Below are 20,179 nucleotides of genomic sequence, written 5' to 3' on the forward strand. Positions count from 1 at the left end.
CCGCCGACAATCCCGGCGCGGTTCACTTCCGCCTGTGAACCGGCCCCTCCACCGATCCTCAATGGTTCTATCCGATCCTTAGCGGACCTTTGACCACGAGCGCAAAGCGCCAACACCGGACGCGCCGCTCAGTCGAATGCGGATGGAATGTTTACCCCAATCTCTGCATCGATCATTGCTGATCGGCAGCTTCCCTATTGTTTTCGGGAATCCATGCCGAAGGGATCAGAAAGTCTACGTCACTACGCCAGTTGGCAACCTCCACAACTCCGTCAATGGCTCCCCAAGCGTGTTGATCAGCATGATCTAGTATTATAATTTGTAGGTGCCCGCCAAATGCAGCATTGGCTCTTGCTAAACTTGAGAAGATGCGGATCGTGCTTTCGATATCCGATAGATGACGCCGCCTTCTCGGATGTTCATCAGATTGCCCCTCTTCCTTTTTTTTGATGAAACCCTCAAAGGTGTCGCTTGGAAAATAAACTTGGCTTGGCTGATCGATCACCAAGAACGTCGGAACTGGGTTGTTGATCCCTCGGTTGAGAAACACTCCGTGAAGCGCCAGCAACGCTGCCAGATGGTAGGCCATCCAGTTTTCGCCGCTGCCAATCTCCCATAAATAATCAGGTCGGGTCGCCCCATCACGCTCAAACCTAATATTTAATTCACGCTCGTCTAGGACAGGTTTCCCTTCTGCGCCTGATACGCCGAGCGCTTCAATAAATTTGGGAATGTAGGCTGATATCTGATTGTGCACACGTTGAGCTCGGCGCTGCCGCTCCTCTTCATTTGCCAACGCGTCGAAGTCACGAATTTCCTTACGCAATGTGTCAGCGCGGTCGGCTAGTCCACCTTCGCCTTCGACCTCGCTCAACATTCGGAGGGCCTGCTCGGTCGAACCAATGAATCGGTAGACGCTTTCAAGGCTTTGGCTCTGGCCGCGCTCCGCATCCACCTCTGCTTCAAACCCCTGACGTATCTGCCGCAAGGCCAGGAGGTCGCGCTCGTCCTTCAGGAGATTTTCCTGGATCTTAACGATGTCGCGGTCAACCATGGGCTTCGTGGAGGTCGCGCCGGCAGACAAGGCCGAAAGTTCGGCAATTGGACCATCAAGTTCCGCAAGCGCCTGCTTCGCAATGTCCGTTTCAGAGCCGCAAAGAATGCAGCTTCCTGCGGGTGTGTGCGCCTTAAACCATCCAACTCCAACGACGCTGGCTGATTGCTCCCTCAAAATCTCATCATAGTCGTAGACAGAGCACGAAAGGCTTCTGAGCTTCCGAAGACGACGCCGATCCGAGGCGATCTTGACGTCCAGTGCTTGCTCACGGTTTCTGATCTCTTCCAGACGATTGACAGCAGCCGTCACCCGCCCCGCTGCGGCTACCGTTCGTCCGCCAGCTCGGACCACCTCTCTGAGCAGCTTAATCAAAGCGGGCAAATTGTCTGGAGGCTCGCCTGGAGGCAATAAACTCAGTTCCTGGGCGCGGAAGAACGCTCCATGTGCTGTGGCGCGCCAATTGTCGATGGCGTTGCGGCGCGTACGAAGCTCGGTCTCGACCCGCCGTAGTTCGTCACGCAGGAGCCGTATCCTATGGGTCCGGACAAGATCGTCGTTGGTAATCACGCCCATCGCCAACGGAAGCACGTGCTGTAGTTTGCTGCGATGATCGGATGAATCGGCCTTGAACAACAGCGTGTAGGGATTGGCGACAACATGCTGCGGCAGGAGATTGAAGGACGCCATATCCCGAAAGCTCGCTCGATCTTGAGCACCTTCCGGTACAACGCTTAGGTTGGACAAACCCGACAACGCATCGAACATCGCTTTGAGGCGTATGGTGTTGGTCGTTGCCGTCGGACGTCGCGGCAACGGGTTCTCCGTGTCCGTGCCTTGTTGAAGCCAGATGTCTTCAGACACTTGGCGGGCTGCCGGCTTGGGACGCGCGATCCGCATGAGCCCGACGTCGGTTTCTATTTCCAGGCCATACCAGGAGGCCAGATCACGGATGACGCCAACCGGGATCGAGCATGTACCTGAGCCAAGAACATAGTTGATGATGTCGATGATCGACGATTTTCCCGTGCTGCTCCAGCCGGTGACAATGGAGACGTGAGACGGATCAAAGGTCAGCACCCTTGGTTCGTGATTGGGATCTTCGGGCCAGATGATGACCGACCGTATGAACAGCTTCATGTCTTAAAACTCTATGGTCAATTGGCGCTGAATGATCTCGAAGGGCTCCGCTGCGAACCACGCTCCGAGCCGCTTCGCTGCGGCAATCATTGGGCCAAGGGGTGAATTTGCCTCGCGAAGAGCGGCTGGCAGGTCGGTGCCGCCGTTTGCCCGGAAAGTTGGAAATCCTTTACCCCCATCACGCTGAAGCAAGCCCGAAGAAACGCCCAGTTGGAGGCCGCGCAACGCAGCCGGCATAGCGGCTTCGACGCGTGTCTGGAGCCCTCCAATGAGATCGGGACGTTCAACTAGGACTTTCAAGAACCGGCTGTCAAAGTTCATTCCGTGAATTTTCTCGACGGTTTCCTGATGGAAGAGCAAGCCGGTACTCACCAGAAAAATTGGCAAGGATGGGGACGCGCCTTCGGATATTTCGCTATATTTTCGCGCTAAATGCCAGTAGAGCCGTGCAAGCAATGCCGGGTTTCGTGCCAGCAATTCTTCGTGGTCATCCCTCAATTAAGTCTCTCTTCTGGAATGTTGGATCCCACCAGACCTCGTCTTCGTCCGCAAGACGATGATAGTGACCCGAAGTCATGTAGAGTTCGTCACAAGTGTGGCCGTCGAGATTTTCGCGATGCTCATAAGTCACATCAGCCAACACGGTTTGGCCAATTTCCGTCTTCGATTGGCCGGCGAGTTCGCGCTTCTTGCGGCGCATCACCCCTGCCCATCGCTCGCGCAAACGTCCCGAACGGTGCCTCCATTCCGCATCCGGCACGTCGCCCGCCCGCACAAGCCGGTGCTTTTCCATGTTGAATTTCAAGAAATGATCGACGGCTTGAACTACATCCTCATTTTCGGCATCGATCCTTCCCAGGTGCTCCACAAAATTCTTCGAGAGCGCACCTTTCCTCACCTCTTCGTCGATAATGATCTCTGCGGAGGCACGGGGAAGGAACCGGCTGTTAGCCTGCTTGGTTTGCAAAATAAAGCTCTGAGTAAGGATTTCTTTTCGGGTGATCACACAGATCCGCCCCTCGGAACAATCAATGCGAACGCGATTCGTCAACCAACCAAACAAACCATTGAAAATATCTTCAGCATCAGCACGAGGATTGAGGCCCAAACCATTTGCCATCGAGCTCCGATCACTGGCCGGCTCACAAGATTCCACGATCTCTATCTTAGAGACTATCGCCTCTAAAACATCGTTTTCCCGCACCAGTACGTCGTCTATTATCTCTTGAATTTTCGATGAACTGCGCTTGCTGCCAATTTTGCGCAGGGCTTGAACGACTTCAGCCGCGCGCACCTGACCGGCGCATCGCTGCTTCAGCAACAACGCAACTGGCGATGAGACCCGTTGGTTCACGAAGAAGATGTAATGCATGCAGTGCCCGCCGTCGGGCGACTCGTGGTGCCTGAGCCAAATCTGCAAGGTGCGCCATACCGCACGAGTGCGGTCGCCTAGAAGGCGTCCCGTTGCACGGGTCGAACTCTTGTCTTGTTCGAGAAGGACGACCTTGCCCTCCTTCATAACAGCAACGTCGTCAATGTGCTCGACAGCGACAGCAATCTCCCCGCTCGCCGCATGCGCGAGGTGGTGGAGGGCCCTGTCCAGCTGAAGGATGTAGCCTGCGGCCTGGGCGGGTGCAGTGTTGTCGGCCGATCGTCTCAAATTCGCTTTTACCGATGCAGTTTCGCTCAAAACAATGACCAATTGTAAGTCATTTTCGCTAAGATGCAATCGACGGCTCATGAAGCCCAGGGCAATCGCTTGAGAACGAGGGGGATTCCGGTACGGTGCTTGCTGTGATTCATAGAGAGCCTCGAATCGGAGGCTCATCCCATGCAGGCACGGTCGCTTTGGGATCATTTTTCGGCGTTGGAGGATCCGCGCCAGGCTTGGAAAGTGGTGTATCCGCTGCCGGAAATCCTATTGGTGATCCTGTGCGGCACGATGGCGGAAGGAGAAGATTTCGTTGAAATCGAACGCTGGGCGCCGCGCAAAGAGGCTTTTCTGCGCAGCCTTTTGCCCTTTGAGCGAGGTATTCCCTCGCACGATACGCTCAACGACGTGATGAACGCTCTGCCAGCCAAGCTGTTTTCCGCCTGTTTTTCCGCTTGGGTGGCGGATCTGCGCGATGGCGCACCGGACATCGTCGCCATCGACGGCAAAACCTCGCACCGGGCGCGGCGGACTGAGGAAAGCCCGCTCCACACCGTGTCGGCCTGGGCCAGCCGCCAGCGTCTGGTCTTGGGGCAGGAAGCCGTGGCGGCCAAGAGCAACGAAATCACCGCGATCCCGGCGCTGTTGGAGCGTCTTGAACTCAAAGGAGCCTTGGTCACCATCGACGCGATGGGCTGCCAGCGGTCCATTGCCGAAGCCATCCGCGCCAAGGACGCCGATTATCTCCTTGCCCTCAAAGACAACTGGCCGACCCTGGCCGAAGACGTGCGGTTGTTCTTTCATCAAGAACCGCAAGACGCCTTCGACCGCCATGAAACCACCGATGGCGACCATGGCCGGATTGAGATCCGGCACCACGCCGTCAGCCATGACGTCGCTTGGCTCACCACCAACCGTCGCTTTCCCGGCGAACCCCGCTTCCCTGGCCTCGCCATGATCGGCATGATCGAGGCCGACGTCGAAAAAGACGGAAAAATCAGCACGGCCCGACGCTATTACCTGTCGTCAGCGCCGCTGTCCGCCGCTCAGTTCGCCCGAGCCGTCCGCGCCCACTGGGGCATCGAAAACCGCCTCCACTGGGTCCTCGACGTCGTCTTCCATGACGACCTCATGCGCCTGAGAACCGAAAACGGACCCGCAAACATGGCTGTGATCCGTCATTCCGCTCTCAACCTCTTCCGCGCAATTCCTGACAAGGCAAGCCTGAAAGTCCGACGGAAAACAGCCGCTTGGGATGACGACTACCTGCGAAAAGCCATCACTCAGGCGGGCGGATAGCTTTCAAGCGATTGCCCTGTCATGAAGCCGTTCACAGAGCAGCTCCGGCTTCCGGTCAGGGATAGATTCTGCGCGCCTTTTGGAACTGGACTGCGTCTACCCCGGCGGCTTCCTCGAAGGTCATTAGCGACAGATGCAGGGGAAGGCGGAAGTCATCCGGATCGATTTGCCGGCGAAGTGCATCAGCCTGAGCATCGTTGATGCATAGGATCAGGAGGTCAATGTCCGAGGCAGCAGCTGCTTCGCGGTCGATTGAGCCGAAGAGGTGCCACGCGCTTCCGTTTGCGGTCGCCCCCAGGCTGACCGCAAGACTGACGAGGCTTTCCACGATTCGCTCACGGATCATCGTGCGAGGCACCTCAGCATCTCCCCGAATATCAGGGCTTCGGCCCCCATTGACTCGGCAGCCTGTCGAGCTTCCGGTGTGATAGCACCATAGCTGGTTGTTTTGACTGCGATGTCGAACTTCCCATAACGCTGCCGTACGTTTCGAACATCCTCGGCGCTCATATTGTATGCCTCGACGAGCGCAATCGTCAGGCTGTCGCGGGCACCGCGGTGTGCCACGAACACCGCGTCGTAAAGACGAGTGACGCGGTGCACCTTAGAGTGATTCCGGATCGCCTTCTCGAAGAAGTCATGGGTCTGGTTGCGGTATCCCGGCACATAGCCGGTCCGGGCCGCCTTCCAGATCTCACCCATCGTGCCGAAGGCCGCGGGTGTCGCATGAACCAGCCCGATCGCCGACCCGCTCCACATCGCCTTGGAGGGCACGTTCACAATGAACGATGGCTTCGTCACATGGGAGAGCGCGGGCCGCACATGATCGGGCAGGACAATGTTCTGTTCGCCAATTACCGCCACCGTAAAGGTTCCCGCATCGTTATGCCGGATAAGCAGGAATTCCTCATCCGTTCGCCCAACCAGTTCCAGTCCATTATGGCCAGAGCCAATCCGGTCGGCCACCCAGTCGGTGACGCTGTCTACCATGTTTAGTCCTCCAAAATATTCGTCATAGAAATGGGAAAGCGTGAAGCGTCCTCCTTGATCTGCTCGATGTGATAGGCATAAAGATCGTCGATATGTTGGCGGAAAAGCTCAAGGGTGTATTTCTCAGCGCCATGGAGTAGTGCCCGGTTAGCATCCAAAACAGCGAGCACCCGATTGTTGTTCGGCAGGATGCGTGTGAGCATCTTACGCTGCCAGCGCTCGGCCGCGCCGCTCTCGGGATTGACTGCGGCGTCTATGTGGGGGCCATAATGCTCAAAGATGGTTCGGTTTTCGTAGAGTAGCGGCTCAATTGCAGCACGCGCGTCGGAACGGCGTTCATATTTGACGACACCGAAAATGGCCTTTAGTTTCTCTGCATGGCTGCACTTCCATTTGAACATCATTGTGTCAGGATAGGCACATGGAGCCTTGTCAACCTTGGTATGGCAATTCGCGCATAGCAGGATGAGATTGTCGAACGATCCCCGTTGCGCCTTAGTCATTTTGGCATTGGAGCGTGGGCCATTGCCGCTTGCTGCAAAGATATGGGCCATTTCAGCGATATGAACTGATTTACCCTCGGCATCGACGAAGAGTTCGCAAGCACAGCCCGGGTTCTGACAATAGCCGCCCGACGCCGCGAACAGGCGCTTTTGAGTGTGCGCGTCCGGCGAAGCCGCACCTCGAGAGCAGCTCAAATCAAATCTCCGCACTGGTTGTGGCCTCGAGCAGAGGTCATCCGTATCAGGTGAGTTTATATGTGGATTGACCCAGTGAATTGAAGCCGCTTCGCACCACGTACGGGTAAGACAACAGACCCGCCTACGCCAACTCCGGCGGCTCCGGCGGTTCCGGCGGCTCCGGCGGCTCCGGCGGGGGCCGGCGGGGGCCGGCGGGGGCCGGCTCCCCACGGCTCCAACACCATGCTCACAGACGCAGCTAAGTAGACACACCAAAATAACTGCTCTGTTTGTTGCGAGGAAACCTGAATAGCAGAAAGCCATTCAGTGGAATACAATCGCTCAGTTATTTTGGCATGTCTCCTAACCAGCTTCTGATACTGGTACCCGATGGCTGCCTATGTCCGCTGTTGGCGCATAAGAGACGCCACTTATGCCGAGTTCAACATCTGGTTTCCCCCAAAATTACGGGCCGCACGCCCCAAACACACGCGCCTGCCTTGAGAGTCAGAGGGGCGCCGGAACGGGATTGAGCCGGAGCGGTCGAGAGAGCGCCGGATCGGCTCGTCTCGTTTCCGCTCTCCCGAGGCGTTTCCATGTCCGCGTCATTGTTTGCCGCAGCCGTTCCGGCCGCGCCGCCCGCTCGTTCTGTCATCGCCGATCCGGTCGAGGCCATCCATCGGGCGGCGCGCTGCCTCCTGCCCCATCTCGAACAGGGCCGACGGATCAACGCCGCCCTGTTGCGTGACGCCCTGACCCGCGCCTTCGATGGTTCCGACGCTGATGGCGCTTGGGACTGGAAGACCGCCTACGAGGCTGGCGAAGCGGCGACGGTTCTGTTTCTGCGCAAATACGGCGCGGCGCTGTTCCGCACAGCCGGTTCTCCGGCGGCGGCCCTGCCGCTGTTGGCTCGAATCGCCGGGTTGCTGCCCACCCACACCCGCCGCTCCGAGGACAGCCAGAGCTACCAGCAATTTTCGACGCCGATCCCCTTGGGGCTGGCGGTGGCCACGGCGGCGGCGCTCACCCCCGCCGACCGGGTGCTGGAACCCTCCGCCGGAACCGGCCTCCTCGCCATCTTCGCCGAGATCTCCGGGGCCGCCCTTGCCCTGAATGAATTGGCCGACACCCGCGCCGGGCTGCTCGCCCGCCTGTTTCCGGCGGTCGCCGTCACCCGCTTCGACGCCGCCCAGATCGACGACCATCTGGCCACCGACATCAGTCCTACGGTCGTGCTGATGAACCCGCCCTTCTCGGCAACCGTCCATGTCGCCGGGCGGAAGGCCGACACCACGCTCCGCCACATCACGTCGGCGCTCGCCCGGCTGGCCGATGGCGGTCGGTTGGCGGCGATCACCGGCGCGGGCTTCGCACCGGACGCGCCCGCTTGGCGCGACGCCTTCGTCCGCTTGCAGGAACGCGGGCGGGTGGTGTTCACCGCCGCCATCGACGGCGCGGTCTACGCCCGGCACGGCTCCAGCGTCGACACCCGCCTGCTGGTCATCGACAAGCGGCCCGCCGACGACCCGACCGCCTTTCCGCCCTCCCCCGGCGTCGCCCCCAACGTCGCCACCCTGCTGGGCTGGATCGCGGCCCAACTGCCGCCGCGCCTGACGCTGCCCGGCGGCGGTTCCACCCTCAAACCGGAGGCCCTGTCCCCATCCCGCCGCCCCATCAGCTTTCGGCCCGCCAGAGTGGCCCGCCACCCCGCCGCCGATGAAGCGAAAGCGGTCGATCTCGCTTACGAAACCATCGACTGGTCCCCGCCCGAGGGCGTGCGCCTCACCGACGCCCTCTATGAGGAATACGGCTTGCAGTCGATCCGCATTCCCGGCGCCCAGCCCCACCCCACAAGGCTGGTGCAGTCGGCGGCGATGGCTTCGGTGGCGCCGCCCAAGCCCACCCATCGGCCACGCCTGCCGCCCCGCCTGATCGACGACGGTCGGCTGTCCGACGCCCAGCTCGAAACTGTGATCTATGCTGGCGAGGCCCATGCCGACCATCTTGCCGGGGCGTGGGTGGTGGACGCGACCTTCGACAGGGTGTCGGCGGCTCCAGACGATGCTCCCAACGCCGTGCGTTTCCGCAAGGGCTTCATGCTGGGCGACGGGACCGGGGCCGGGAAAGGCCGCCAGTCGGCGGCCATCATCCTCGACAACTGGCTGCGCGGTCGCCGCAAGGCGCTGTGGATCAGCAAGTCCGACAAGCTGATCGAGGACGCCCAACGCGATTGGTCGGCGCTGGGGATGGAACGGCTGCTGGTCACGCCGCTGTCGCGCTTCGCCCAGGGGCGGCCGATCACCCTGTCGGAAGGCGTCCTTTTTCTAACCTACGCCACGCTGCGCTCCGACGACCGTGGCGACAAGGTTTCGCGGGTGCGCCAGATCGTGGAATGGTTGGGGGCCGACTTTGACGGCGTCATCATCTTCGACGAAAGCCACGCCATGCAGAACGCCGCAGGCGTCGCGTCCGACCGGGGCGATCCGGCGCCCTCGCAGCAGGGGCGCGCCGGGCTGCGCCTTCAGCACGCCCTGCCGGACGCCCGCGTGGTCTATGTCTCGGCCACCGGCGCCACCACGGTCCACAACCTCGCCTACGCCCAGCGCCTTGGCCTGTGGGGTGGCGAGGATTTTCCCTTCGCCACCCGCGCCGAGTTCGTCCAGGCGATCGAGGCGGGCGGCGTGGCGGCGATGGAGGTGCTGGCCCGCGACCTGCGCGCGCTCGGCCTCTACACCGCCCGCTCGCTGTCCTACGACGGCGTCGAGTATGAGTTGGTCGAGCACGCCCTGACGCCGGAACAAGCGGCGATCTACGACGCCTATGCCGGGGCCTTCGCCATCATCCACAACCATCTCGACGCGGCGCTGCGGGCCGCCAACGTCACCGGCGACAGCGGAACCTTGAACCGACAGGCCAAGTCCGCCGCCCGCTCGGCCTTCGAGAGCGCCAAGCAGCGTTTCTTCGGTCATCTGCTGACCGGCATGAAGACGCCGACCCTGATCCGTTCCATCGAGCGCGACCTTGAACAGGGTCACGCCGCCGTGGTGCAGATCGTCTCGACCGGAGAGGCGTTGATGGAGCGCCGGTTGGCCGAGATTCCCACCGAGGACTGGGCCGACATCCAGGTGGACATCACGCCCAGGGAATATGTCCTCGACTATCTCGCCCATTCCTTCCCGGTGCAGCTTTATGAACCCTTCACCGATGGCGACGGCAATCTCTCGTCGCGGCCGGTGCGCCGTGACGGCCAACCGGTCAACAGCCGTGAGGCGCTGGCCCGCCGCCAGGATCTGATCGAACGGCTGGCCGCGTTGCCGCCAGTTCCCGGCGCCCTCGACCAGATCGTCCAGCGCTTCGGCGTCGATCTGGTGGCCGAGGTGACGGGGCGGTCGCGCCGGATCATCCGCAACGGCCACCGTTTTCAGGTCGAAAGCCGGGCCGACGCCGCCAACCTCGCCGAAACCCTGGCCTTCATGGACGACCGGAAACGCATCCTGGTGTTCTCCGACGCGGGCGGCACCGGACGGAGCTATCACGCCGACCTGACGGCGAAGAATCAACGGCTGCGGGTGCATTACCTGTTGGAGCCGGGTTGGAAGGCGGACGCCGCCATCCAGGGGCTGGGGCGCACCAACCGCACCAACCAGGCCCAACCCCCGCTGTTCCGCCCCATCGCCACCAACGTCAAGGCGGAAAAGCGCTTCCTGTCCACCATCGCCCGCCGCCTCGACACGCTGGGCGCCATCACGCGCGGCCAGCGGCAGACCGGCGGGCAAGGGCTGTTCCGGCCCGAAGACAATCTGGAATCCTCCTACGCCCGCGACGCCCTGCGCCAGCTCTACCAGTTGCTGGTCCTCGGCAAGATCGACGGCTGCCCCTTGTCGGTGTTCGAGGCGGCGACGGGCTTGACGCTGACGGACGAGGGCGGCCTCAAGGATGTTTTGCCGCCGATCACCACCTTCCTCAACCGGCTGCTCGCCCTCACCCTCGATTTGCAAGGCGTGCTGTTCACCGCCTTCGAGCGTCTGCTCGACGCCCGCATCCAGGGGGCCATCGCCAGCGGCGCCCATGATGTCGGGTTGGAAACGCTGCGGGCGGAAAGCTTCACCGTCACCGAACGCCACAGCATCCACGTCCATCCCAGGACCGGGGCGGAAACCCGCCTGCTGACCATCCGCCAACGGCGGCGCAATCACCCGCGCCGCCTGGAGGAGGCGTTGGAGGCGTTGAGCGATCCCCGCGCCCGCTTGCTGGTCAACCAACGGTCGGGTCGCGCCGCCGTGCAGGTTCCGGCCCGCAGCGTCATGCTCGACGACGGCGAGATCGAACGCCGCGTCCGCCTGCTGCGCCCGATGGAGGTCGCCACCCTGCCGCTGACGGCGATGGCGGAGACCCATTGGGTCGAGGCCGACCAGGAGGCTTTCGCCGCCGCCTGGACCGCCGAGGTGGCGGAGGTTCCAGAGTTCACCGACAGCCTGCTGCGCATGGTCACTGGCCTGCTGCTGCCGGTCTGGAAACGCCTGCCCGCCGGTTCGACACGGGTCTACCGGCTCCAAACCGACGACGGCGAACGGATCATCGGACGCGCCGTTTCTCCCGCCTGGGTGACGGGCAGCGAGGCCATTGACGCCACCACGCTGCTCCCGCCGGACGCCTTCGCCGCTCTGATGGAAGGGCGAACCATCCTCGACCTCGCCGAGGGCCTTCAACTTCGTCGGGTTCGGGTGATGGCCGCCCATCGTCTTGAACTGTCCGGCTTCACCGACGCCATGCGCGAACGGCTTTCCGCTTATGGCCTGTTCCACGAGATCATCGCCTGGAAGCTGCGCCTGTTCATTCCCACCGATGCGAATGGTCCGGTGGTGTTGGCCCGGGTGCTGAAGCGCTTCCCGATCCAGCGCGTCGGCGAACGGGGGGCGGCGTGACGACACGCGGCGACGCCGCCGACCTCTCCCGCCGCCTTGGCGGTCAGGCGGAAGCGGTGTGCCGTCGCTATCTTTCCGCCGGTCGCCGCGAAGGGCGCTACTGGCTGGTCGGCGACATCCTCAACAGCCCCGGACGCTCGCTGTTCGTCCGCCTGACCGGGCCGGAGAGCGGCAAGGGAGCGGTCGGCAAATGGACCGACGCCGCCACCGGCGAGCACGGCGATCTGCTGGACCTCATTCGCCGATCCTGCGGTCTGTCGAACTTCAAGGACGTCGCCGACGAGGCCCGCGCCTTCCTCAGCCTGCCCCGAGAGGCCTCAGACACACCCTCCGCCCCTCGCTCCCCTCCGGCGCCGTCCGGGTCGCGTGAGGCGGCCCGACGGCTGTTCGCCATGTCCCTCCCGATTCATGGCGCCGTCGTGGAGACCTATTTGCGGAATCGCGGCATCACGGCTCTGCACGACGCCGACAGCTTGCGTTTCCACCCCCGCTGCCACTGCCGCCCGGACGACGCCAGCCCGCCCGAGGCGCGACCAGCGATGATCGCCGCCGTCACCGATGTGAGCGGTCGTTTGACGGGCGTTCACCGCACCTGGTTGACCCCCGACGGCGCGGACAAAGCGCCCATCGCCACCCCGCGCCGGGCGATGGGCGACCTGCTGGGCCACGCCGTCCGCTTCAGCGCGGTTCGTGACGTCCTGGCGGCGGGCGAAGGGATCGAGACCATGCTGGCGTTGCGCATGGCCCTGCCCCGCCTGCCGATGGCGGCGGCCTTGTCCGCCGCCCATCTCGCCGCCCTGCGGTTCAGCGCCGGGCTGCGTCGCCTCTACATCGCCCTCGACGCCGACCCGGCGGGCGAGGCGGCCCAGAGCGTCCTGACCGCAAGGGCCGTCGAGGCGGGGATCGAGGCGATCCCCCTGTCGCCGACGCTGGGGGACTTCAACGACGATCTGCGCCGCCTTGGCCTTGACGCCCTCCGCGCCGCCGTTCGGATTCAGATCGCGCCGGAGGATGTCGACCGTTTCATGCGCGGATCGGTCTTGCCGGAGACGGGTTGACCGGAAACCGGTGACGGCGCGCGGTCATCGCTTCGGCGCGACGCTGTCCTGTCCCGCCAAGGCAGCCGCTCCCCGGCCTTCAAGAGGGCGATCGGGCCGCAGGCGTCCCGGCTCCCGCAACGGCTCCGGTCGGCTATTTTCCGGCGGCGCTGCGCGCCGTTCCATCGCGACACAAAATAGCCGCCCTCCGCCGTCCTCCGCTGACGCTCCGGCCCCACTGGGGTGGGGTGCGGGACCGTCCCTGCCTGCGGCTGTCCGTCGCCATGAAGGCCGCGAGGGGCGCGGCCAACCCGGCAAAGGACAGCGCCATGACCACCGATTGTGACCACGAACCGCCGCACGCCGCCAGTTCCACCGCCCACCTTCTCGACGAACTCCAGCTCTATGGCTGGCGTCCTTTCCAGGACGACCCCGATCCCCGACCGCTGCCCGACAGCGCCCTGATCGTCGGGGCCGTCTCCGACATCTTCGACGCCCTGGCCGGAACCCTGGGCGACACCCGACTGGAACCCGACCTCGAAAACCTGCTGTGGTCCGCCGTCAACCTGTTCCACCGCGCCGTCGCCCGGATCGAACGGGAACTGGACGACAACGAGCAGGCCCAGCGGCGCTCACAGCGGGAGCAGGACGGTTCGGAGGTGAAATCGGTGGAGCTGGAGCGCCTGACTGCCGAGGGGATGACCCTGCTCGAACGCCGCGACGCCATGGAGATCTTCCGCGACGCCGCCGCCGAACGGTTCGAGCGCCACACCGGCTCAAGCTGGCGGCCACACGCCGGTTCGATGGTCAGCCACCGCGCCCTGACCGCCGCGATGATCGACAGCCGCGATCACCTCGCCGCCCGCAGGCGGGCCGAGGCCGAGGTCATGCTGCCGCCCGGCCCCAAGATCGCCGTCACCGGCGGCCTCGACTTCAACGACCACCGGCTGATCTGGGACACGCTGGACCGCGTCCGAGCCAAGCACCCCGACATGGCGCTGCTGCATGGCGGCGGTCCGAAGGGGGCCGAGCGCATCGCCGCCGCCTGGGCCGACAACCGCAAGGTTCCTCAGATCGCCTTCCGCCCGGAATGGAACAAGCACGCCAAGGCCGCCCCCTTCAAGCGCAACGACGCGCTGCTGGCGGTTCTGCCGGTGGGCGTCATCGTCTTCCCCGGCAACGGCATCCAGGACAATCTCGCCGACAAGGCCAAGGCCCTCGGCATCCCGGTGATGCGGTTCGGCAAGGGCGGCGCGTGAACGCCATCACACCGCCCTGTGACAAGAGGCGGACGCCGACGAGCGAAGCGGGAGCCTTCCGGGTTCCCGCTCGCGCCGCGCCGTCCGCGTTGGTAAACTCTGTCACGCGCCGTGGAGGTGGTGGAAGGCGCGATCCGTTGGAACCCTTTCACGGAGACGCCGCCATGTTTGTCCTCGGCCCCATCATCGTCCTGAGCGCCATCGGCTTTTTCTGCTGGCTGCTGTTCACTCTTGCCGTATACGCCCTCCCCGCCGTCGTCGGCGTCCATGTCGGCGTCTGGGCCTGCCAGACGGGGGCCGGGCTGTTGGGCGGCGTCATCGTCGGTCTGCTGACCGGCGGAGCGACCTTCGGCGTTGGGCAATGGTTGCTGATCGCCGTGCCCTGGAACTGGGCGCGGCTGCTGATCGTCGCCATCTACACCGTCCCGGCGGTCGTGGCTGGCTACAGCGCCACCCACGGCGTCACCCAGATGGCCATGCCGTCCCCCGTCTGGCAGACGGTCTTCTCCGTCGTCGGGGCCATCGCGGTCGGCGTCACCGCCCTGCTGCGGATCAGCGGCATGACCGCCGTCACGGCGCAGCCGGGGACATGACCAGGGCCTGCATTCCACCCTGCCCGCCCGGATAGCGGAACCAACGGACGACGGCATACAACCACACCCGTCAAGCCGTCCGGTGGCACGAGCGCACCGAAACGGTTCGTCGCCCGCCCCGGATTTGTCCTCATCCGCCGGCCCCGTTCTGGCGGACACCCTCATCCCGCACCGCCCAGCGCTCACGGTGGAACCTGGGGTTTCACGGCAGGGCTGGCAAGAAGGGCGATACGGTTCTCGCCGTCCTGGGCGGGAGGAGGCCCCCGTCGGATGGGAGCGCCGTCGGTCTTGCTGGCCCCGGTGGTGGTCGCCATCGTCTCCCTGACCATGGCCGTCCAGTCCGGTCTCCCCAAACGGCCTCTCCGATGGGCTGATCTGGCCCAAGAGCGGCTGACGCCTCGACCGCCTATGGCGCAACGGCGGCGTTGAAACTTTCTTCCCCTGGGCTGCGCCCATTCCTCGCGCCTCAAGAAAGTTCCCCCCGCCGCCGTCCTCCGCTGCGCTGCGGCCCGCAAGGGGTGCGCCGCCAGTCGTCCTGGGCCGGGCGATCACCATCGAGGCCGCATGGGGCGGCCCCGAAGACAGACATCACGGAGACGGATTATGGCGACCATCGGCACCTTCAAGAAGACCGGCGGCAACGACTACACCGGCGAGATCGTCACCCTCAGCGTCCAGGCCAAGAACGTCCGCGTCGTCCCCGACGCCCGCGCCACCGGCGAGAACGCCCCCAGCCACCGCGTCTTCATCGGCCGCGTCGAGATCGGCGCCGCCTGGTCCAAACGCTCCGGCGAAGGCCGCGACTATCTGGGCCTCAAGCTGGACGATCCGAGCTTCACCGCGCCGATCTACGCCAACCTGGTCGGCGACGAGGATGGCGAGGGCTTCAGCCTCATTTGGTCCCGCCCCCAGGGCCGCCGCAACGGCGAGTGACCACCCGGACGACGCCCCGCCCGGTCCATCCGGGCGGGGTCGGCCATTCCCTCACGCAGGAGCGCAGATGATGAGCCGCTACGACATCGAAGCGGACGACGCCGTCCACAGCCACCTTGACATCGCCATCGGTTGGGATCGCCCTCTCGGCACTTACTTCGTCCAGGTCCTTGACCCGACCCGCGACGAGGGGGAGGACGGGCACGAGATCCTTTGGCGCGGCGCCAGTTTCAGCGACATCCTCGCGGTGGACGACGCCATCGCGCTGATCGCTCCCTGGGCCACCATCCCGCCCGATCTGCGGGCGTTGCTGATCCTCGACCGCATCCGGTCTGTCTGACCGCCGCCGCCTGACGCGCCCTCCGAGGCGCGTCAGGCGGCGGTTTGATGTGGGCGACACGGCCAAGACTCACCGCCGTAGCCGCCAAAAGACAACACCGTCTGCTCAGATCGCCCCAGTGTGCCAGGCGTCAGCCGGACGCCTCAAGGCCGCGCGGCCCCTCCCATTTTGTTGGGGATCGTCGAAAACGACGCCCCCCAACAAAATCGGCTCCTCCGCGCGCCGGCTGCGCCGGTCGCAGGCGCGAGCCTTGACCCGTCCCCCTCCCGCCCAGACGCGGGCGTCGTCTTTCACACCCGTCGAGGGAGATGACGATGACGCTCGAACAGCACATCGAGGAACTGCGCGCCGAACTCCGACACGGCGCACGCCAGGAGCGCCGCCAGATCGAACGTGAGCTGAAGGCGGCCTGCGAGGAACTCGCCCGCCGTCTGGCCAGGGAGCCGCGATAGCGCCTCCCAAACCAGCGGCGCCAGGGGGTGGGCGGAGCGGCCCGACCTGTCCGACCTACCGGGGCAAAGCCGAAAAGGGATCGATCACATCGACGCCCAATGGCGCGAAATGCCGAAGATTGCGGGTCAGGATGGTCAATCCGTGATGCCGCGCCGTCGCCGCGATGGCGATGTCAGCGAATCCCGGGGCTTGGCCTTGACCCCGCGCCTGATCGGAAAGCCGCCCCGCCACCCGGGCCACCGCCAGATCGAATGGCAGGATGCGGCGGCTGTAGAGATGCAGCAGCGCCTCCAGCCACGCTTCCAGATCGGCGGCCTTGCGCGTCGCCCCTTCCCGCCGCAGCTTGGCGACGCCGTCCTCGACCTCCGCCACCGTCACCGCCGACAGGTAAAGCCGCGCCGACCGCTCGTCCATCCAGGCCAACAGGTCGGTCGACGCGACCTTGGAGGGCGCGCCAGCGGACAGGACGTTGGTGTCGACCAAATACACGGGCGGCGACCTCAGAAGCCGGAGTCGCGCATGGGCGCGGCGTCGCGCGTCGGCACGTCCTCGGGCGTCAGCGGCGCGCTCATCAGCAAGCGGCCAAAGGACGGCGCCTGGGACAAGCGCTCCCATTCGGCAAAACTGAGAACCACCGCTTCCCGCTTGCCATGCCGGGTGATGATGGCGGGTTCGCCGCGCACCGCGTCATCGATCACGGCCGACAGGCTGGCCTTGGCCTCCCGAAGCTGAATTTCACGCATGAGCGCCCCCCCGCAAGATGTGACCACTGTGGTCATATGGGGTCCTGCACCCCCCGAGATCAAGCCGGATCGCCGTCGGTCGAACCGAAAGACGGGCGCATCCGGCCAAGGCCGGACCGGGCTCTGTTCCGCCGGTTGTCCGGCTCCACGAAGCCCCGTGCCGGGTCTTCGCGCCCAGGGCGTGGCGATCCCTTGCGCAAGGCGGGCCGAACCGGCGCCGCGCCGCGAACCGGATGGCCTTGAACGCGCAATCGATTAGAATACCCCATAGGAAGGATACTCTTATGCCTCAAAGCTATCTGGACGAGCCGCCGCAAAGCGCAACACTCACACCGTATGACCGTGAGCATATGACGTTGTATCTGCGTCTGCTGGACGCCGCCACCGACGGCGCGCCGTGGGAGGAAGCCGTTTCTGTCCTGTTCGGCCTTGATCCCCGTCGTGAACCGGAGCGCGCCAAGCGTGTTCACGACTCCCATCTCGCCCGCGCCCGTTGGATGAGCGAGAGCGGCTATCGTCTTCTGCTCCGTTAAGGCTCCCCCAAGCGATCCTGTTGCCGCGCTGGCGACGCCTGTTCACGCCGCGCCCTCTTCAACGCGCGGTTTTGCCCGCCAAACTGTCCTTGCGGGCACCGAGATGTGCGGTGTGGGATGTGGAGATGACCATGACTCCGGACACCTCACAATGGCGGGTTGCGGCAAGCTATGATTACATCGGCGCCATCTCCGCAGCCGAACTCGCCTGGGAATGGCTGCGTCGCAACACCCGCTACCAGATTGACCACCGTGACCATGCCCGGACGCTGGCGTCCCAGCAACGCCACAGTCGCGACACGGTGACGTGGCCGACCTGTTGGGGGTTGCGATTTCCCGATCAGACCCAGCGCGCGCGCCATCGACACGCCAATCTTCTGGACGCCGTCCGACCACACCGCCGTCGTCCTGCTGGTCCCCACCCCGTCCGTCCTGCTTGACCAGGCCGTCCATTTCCAAGCGCTGACGGTCGACGAAGGGCGAACGGACGACCTCGGCCTGCATCTCCATGTCGACCTTGGCGACGGCGACCGGCTTCAACTGCTCCGGCTTGCCCCAGCCACCGCCAATCAACCGCTCGCCGCCCTGGTTCCTCTCGACAACGATGGCCCGGATCGGTTGGTCTCCATCGCCCGGCTGCTGCGCGCCCGGCTCGGTCGCCCGATTCCCTCCGACACCCGTCTGACCGCCCAGCAACGCCGCCGCGCCCGCCACATGCTGCAAGCGGTTGACGGGCGGATGAGCGGCGCTGGCTACCGCGACATCGCCAAAACCATCTTCGGCGTCGAGCGGGTGAACGACCATCCATGGAAGACGTCGCCGCTGCGCGACCTCACCATGGATTTGGTCAAGGACGCGGTCGCCATGATCGCCGGGGGCTACCGCGCGCTTCTTCGCCGCCGACACCGGGGATCATAGCCCATGGACCACCGGCCAGGGGGTGGGAATTAGGCATGGCTTTCTTCCCCCTCCCCCTTCCCGGCCCTTGTTCGCCACCGTGGCCCCTGCCCGCCGCTGACCACCAGCGGCAACGCCGACAGCACGGAGGCACGATCATGAAGCCCGATTTCGCCAGTCTCCCGCCGCGCTTCCTGCGCACCCCCGAAGCCGCGCAATTCCTCGGCCTGTCCGGCCGCACCCTGGAAAAGCACCGCACCTACGGCACCGGCCCCGCCTACCGCAAGCTGGGTGGCCGCGTCGTCTACGCCCTGGAGGACCTCCAGTCCTGGGCCAACCGTGGCGCCGTCACCTCGACCTCCGACCCCAACGGCGCGCTCAGCGCCGCCAAGCCCCGGCCCGCCACCGGCTTTCACGCCACCGGCCAGCGGCTCCGCTGAGGAGCGTCGCCATGGTTGGCCGTCTTCTCGCTTCCAGCGAACGTTCCCGCCTCGACCCGTTCGTCGTGGCCACGGGCGACGCCGCGCCGCGCGACCAGCGCGACCTGATGGAGCGCCCCTTCTTCTCGCTGGCCAAGGCCAAACGGGTGGCGCCGATTCTCTACGAGGCTGGCGCCGTGCGCGTCGAAGTCTTCGCCGTCGCCGAGCACGGGATGGCCACCATCTGGGACGCCGACCTGCTGATCTGGGCCGCCAGCCAGATCGTCGCGGCGGAGACGGCGGGGCTGAAAACCTCCCGTTTCCTGCGCTTCATCCCCTACCAGCTCCTCACCGCCGTCGGTCGCCAGACCGGCGCCCGCGACTACAGGCTGCTCAAGAACGCCCTGGTCCGGCTGCAATCCACTGTGATCCGCACCACCATCCGCCAGGGCGAGCATTGGCGTCTGCGTCAATTCTCCTGGATCAAGGAATGGGAGGAGATGACCCGGCGCGACGGTCGGGCCGAGGGCATGGAGATCGTCCTGCCCGACTGGTTCTATCGCGGCGTCATCGACCGTTCCCTGATCTTGAGCATCGACCCGGCCTATTTCCGTCTCACCGGCGGCATCGAACGCTGGCTCTACCGCGTCGCCCGCAAGCACGCCGGCCACCAGGCGCAGGGCTGGCGGTTTGACATCGCTCATCTGCACCAGAAATCCGGCAGCCTCGCCCGTTTGGCGGACTTCGCCTGCGACATCCGCCGCATCGTCCTGCGGCAGGCTCTGCCCGGTTATCGGCTCGGTCTCAAGCGCGATGGCCAACGTGACGTGCTGCGCATCCTGCCGACCGATTTATCCACAGAATCGGTGGATAACCCGGTGGGCAAGTTTCGTGACCCTGTGGACGGCATCGGGACTTCGGGCGTCGCGAGCATCGGGACTTCAGGCGTTGGGCTATCGGGACTTCGGGCGTGCGAACACCCGTTAACCCTCTGGCCTGACATGAGAATTCGCCCTCGTAATAAAGACTCTAATACAGAGTCTAATAAGAGTCTTTGTTGTGGTCCGGACAAACGCAATCCCGACCCGCCCCTGAAACCCGGCACGCAAACGCGTTCGCCTCCCCGCAAACCGGGAGGGCGGCCATGATCGCCGCCCGGCTCAACCAGGGGGATGGAACCGGAAAAACAACGCGGACCAAGCGCGCGTTCACCACCCGCCCTGGCGACGCCGA

General features: G+C 64.4%; 22 protein-coding genes. 14 read left to right on the forward strand and 8 right to left on the reverse strand.

The window, feature by feature from the left end; translation table 11 throughout:
- Positions 1 to 172: 172 nt before the first annotated feature.
- From ACODS4_RS13110 to ACODS4_RS13120, 3 genes are read right to left on the reverse strand one after another with little or no spacing between them, the layout of a single operon-like run.
- A complete protein-coding gene (locus ACODS4_RS13110; RefSeq protein WP_488864267.1) occupies positions 173 to 2,194 on the reverse strand; it encodes a DUF3732 domain-containing protein in 2,022 nt (673 codons plus the stop codon).
- 3 nt (positions 2,195 to 2,197) lie between these two features.
- The gene (locus ACODS4_RS13115) at positions 2,198 to 2,692 is read right to left on the reverse strand and encodes a three component ABC system middle component (protein WP_488864269.1); all 495 of its coding nucleotides are present in this window, start codon (positions 2,690 to 2,692) and stop codon (positions 2,198 to 2,200) included.
- Positions 2,682 to 4,022: an ABC-three component system protein gene (locus tag ACODS4_RS13120; RefSeq protein WP_488864271.1), complete on the reverse strand. Its 1,341-nt coding sequence runs from the start codon at positions 4,020 to 4,022 to the stop codon at positions 2,682 to 2,684. The genes ACODS4_RS13115 and ACODS4_RS13120 overlap by 11 nt, the downstream gene beginning before the upstream one ends.
- A gap of 3 nt (positions 4,023 to 4,025) precedes the next feature.
- On the opposite strand from ACODS4_RS13120, the gene ACODS4_RS13125 reads away from it, so the two are divergent.
- A complete protein-coding gene (locus tag ACODS4_RS13125) occupies positions 4,026 to 5,144 on the forward strand; it encodes an ISAs1 family transposase (protein ID WP_488864273.1) in 1,119 nt (372 codons plus the stop codon).
- 55 nt (positions 5,145 to 5,199) lie between these two features.
- On the opposite strand, the gene ACODS4_RS13130 is transcribed toward ACODS4_RS13125, so the two are convergent.
- From ACODS4_RS13130 to ACODS4_RS13140, 3 genes are read right to left on the reverse strand one after another with little or no spacing between them, the layout of a single operon-like run.
- The gene (locus ACODS4_RS13130; RefSeq protein WP_488864275.1) at positions 5,200 to 5,502 is read right to left on the reverse strand and encodes a hypothetical protein; all 303 of its coding nucleotides are present in this window, start codon (positions 5,500 to 5,502) and stop codon (positions 5,200 to 5,202) included.
- Positions 5,487 to 6,134: a hypothetical protein gene (locus ACODS4_RS13135; RefSeq protein ID WP_488864277.1), complete on the reverse strand. Its 648-nt coding sequence runs from the start codon at positions 6,132 to 6,134 to the stop codon at positions 5,487 to 5,489. Before ACODS4_RS13135 ends, ACODS4_RS13130 begins: the two co-directional genes overlap by 16 nt.
- Positions 6,135 to 6,136: 2 nt before the next feature.
- Positions 6,137 to 6,832 (reverse strand): hypothetical protein, encoded by a 696-nt coding sequence (locus ACODS4_RS13140; RefSeq protein WP_488864279.1) that lies wholly within the window; start codon positions 6,830 to 6,832, stop codon positions 6,137 to 6,139.
- 578 nt (positions 6,833 to 7,410) lie between these two features.
- Between ACODS4_RS13140 and ACODS4_RS13145 the strand changes: the two genes are divergently transcribed.
- The 8 genes from ACODS4_RS13145 (at position 7,411) to ACODS4_RS13180 (ending at position 16,353) form a co-directional block, all read left to right on the forward strand.
- Positions 7,411 to 11,739: a strawberry notch-like NTP hydrolase domain-containing protein gene (locus ACODS4_RS13145; RefSeq protein WP_488864281.1), complete on the forward strand. Its 4,329-nt coding sequence runs from the start codon at positions 7,411 to 7,413 to the stop codon at positions 11,737 to 11,739.
- Entirely contained in the window at positions 11,736 to 12,797 is a 1,062-nt protein-coding gene (locus ACODS4_RS13150) for a DUF7146 domain-containing protein (protein ID WP_488864283.1), read from the forward strand. The genes ACODS4_RS13145 and ACODS4_RS13150 overlap by 4 nt, the downstream gene beginning before the upstream one ends.
- A 308-nt stretch (positions 12,798 to 13,105) precedes the next feature.
- Positions 13,106 to 14,035 carry a DUF2493 domain-containing protein gene (locus ACODS4_RS13155; RefSeq protein WP_488864285.1) on the forward strand — a complete coding sequence of 310 codons (930 nt, stop codon included), beginning with the start codon at positions 13,106 to 13,108 and terminating at the stop codon, positions 14,033 to 14,035.
- A 164-nt stretch (positions 14,036 to 14,199) separates the two neighbouring features.
- Positions 14,200 to 14,628 carry a hypothetical protein gene (locus ACODS4_RS13160; protein WP_488864287.1) on the forward strand — a complete coding sequence of 143 codons (429 nt, stop codon included), beginning with the start codon at positions 14,200 to 14,202 and terminating at the stop codon, positions 14,626 to 14,628.
- Positions 14,629 to 14,898: 270 nt separating this feature from the next.
- Positions 14,899 to 15,057: a hypothetical protein gene (locus ACODS4_RS13165; protein ID WP_488864289.1), complete on the forward strand. Its 159-nt coding sequence runs from the start codon at positions 14,899 to 14,901 to the stop codon at positions 15,055 to 15,057.
- A 174-nt stretch (positions 15,058 to 15,231) separates the two neighbouring features.
- Positions 15,232 to 15,561, forward strand: a complete 330-nt coding sequence (locus ACODS4_RS13170) for a DUF736 domain-containing protein (RefSeq protein WP_298367242.1) — start codon at positions 15,232 to 15,234, stop codon at positions 15,559 to 15,561.
- 67 nt (positions 15,562 to 15,628) lie between these two features.
- Positions 15,629 to 15,901 (forward strand): hypothetical protein, encoded by a 273-nt coding sequence (locus tag ACODS4_RS13175; RefSeq protein ID WP_488864291.1) that lies wholly within the window; start codon positions 15,629 to 15,631, stop codon positions 15,899 to 15,901.
- A 314-nt stretch (positions 15,902 to 16,215) separates the two neighbouring features.
- Positions 16,216 to 16,353, forward strand: a complete 138-nt coding sequence (locus ACODS4_RS13180; protein WP_488864293.1) for a hypothetical protein — start codon at positions 16,216 to 16,218, stop codon at positions 16,351 to 16,353.
- 55 nt (positions 16,354 to 16,408) lie between these two features.
- Here the strand turns inward: ACODS4_RS13180 and ACODS4_RS13185 are convergent, their stop codons facing one another.
- A complete protein-coding gene (locus ACODS4_RS13185; RefSeq protein ID WP_119830172.1) occupies positions 16,409 to 16,843 on the reverse strand; it encodes a type II toxin-antitoxin system VapC family toxin in 435 nt (144 codons plus the stop codon).
- Positions 16,844 to 16,854: 11 nt separating this feature from the next.
- On the reverse strand, positions 16,855 to 17,097 hold the full coding sequence (locus ACODS4_RS13190) for a type II toxin-antitoxin system Phd/YefM family antitoxin (protein WP_488864296.1): 243 nt from the start codon (positions 17,095 to 17,097) through the stop codon (positions 16,855 to 16,857).
- 284 nt (positions 17,098 to 17,381) lie between these two features.
- On the opposite strand from ACODS4_RS13190, the gene ACODS4_RS13195 reads away from it, so the two are divergent.
- The 5 genes from ACODS4_RS13195 to ACODS4_RS13215 all read left to right on the forward strand — a co-directional run bounded on the left by ACODS4_RS13195 (position 17,382) and on the right by ACODS4_RS13215 (position 20,094).
- The gene (locus ACODS4_RS13195; RefSeq protein ID WP_119830174.1) at positions 17,382 to 17,630 is read left to right on the forward strand and encodes a DNA -binding domain-containing protein; all 249 of its coding nucleotides are present in this window, start codon (positions 17,382 to 17,384) and stop codon (positions 17,628 to 17,630) included.
- 125 nt (positions 17,631 to 17,755) lie between these two features.
- On the forward strand, positions 17,756 to 18,070 hold the full coding sequence (locus tag ACODS4_RS13200; protein ID WP_488864298.1) for a transcriptional regulator domain-containing protein: 315 nt from the start codon (positions 17,756 to 17,758) through the stop codon (positions 18,068 to 18,070).
- Positions 18,071 to 18,215: 145 nt separating this feature from the next.
- On the forward strand, positions 18,216 to 18,548 hold the full coding sequence (locus ACODS4_RS13205; protein ID WP_488864382.1) for a DUF2285 domain-containing protein: 333 nt from the start codon (positions 18,216 to 18,218) through the stop codon (positions 18,546 to 18,548).
- A 137-nt stretch (positions 18,549 to 18,685) separates the two neighbouring features.
- A complete protein-coding gene (locus ACODS4_RS13210; protein WP_488864300.1) occupies positions 18,686 to 18,967 on the forward strand; it encodes a helix-turn-helix transcriptional regulator in 282 nt (93 codons plus the stop codon).
- Between the two features lie 11 nt (positions 18,968 to 18,978).
- Positions 18,979 to 20,094: a replication initiator protein A gene (locus tag ACODS4_RS13215; protein ID WP_488864302.1), complete on the forward strand. Its 1,116-nt coding sequence runs from the start codon at positions 18,979 to 18,981 to the stop codon at positions 20,092 to 20,094.
- Positions 20,095 to 20,179 lie beyond the last annotated feature (85 nt).

The sequence above is a fragment of the Azospirillum sp. FG154 genome, from assembly GCF_057809575.1.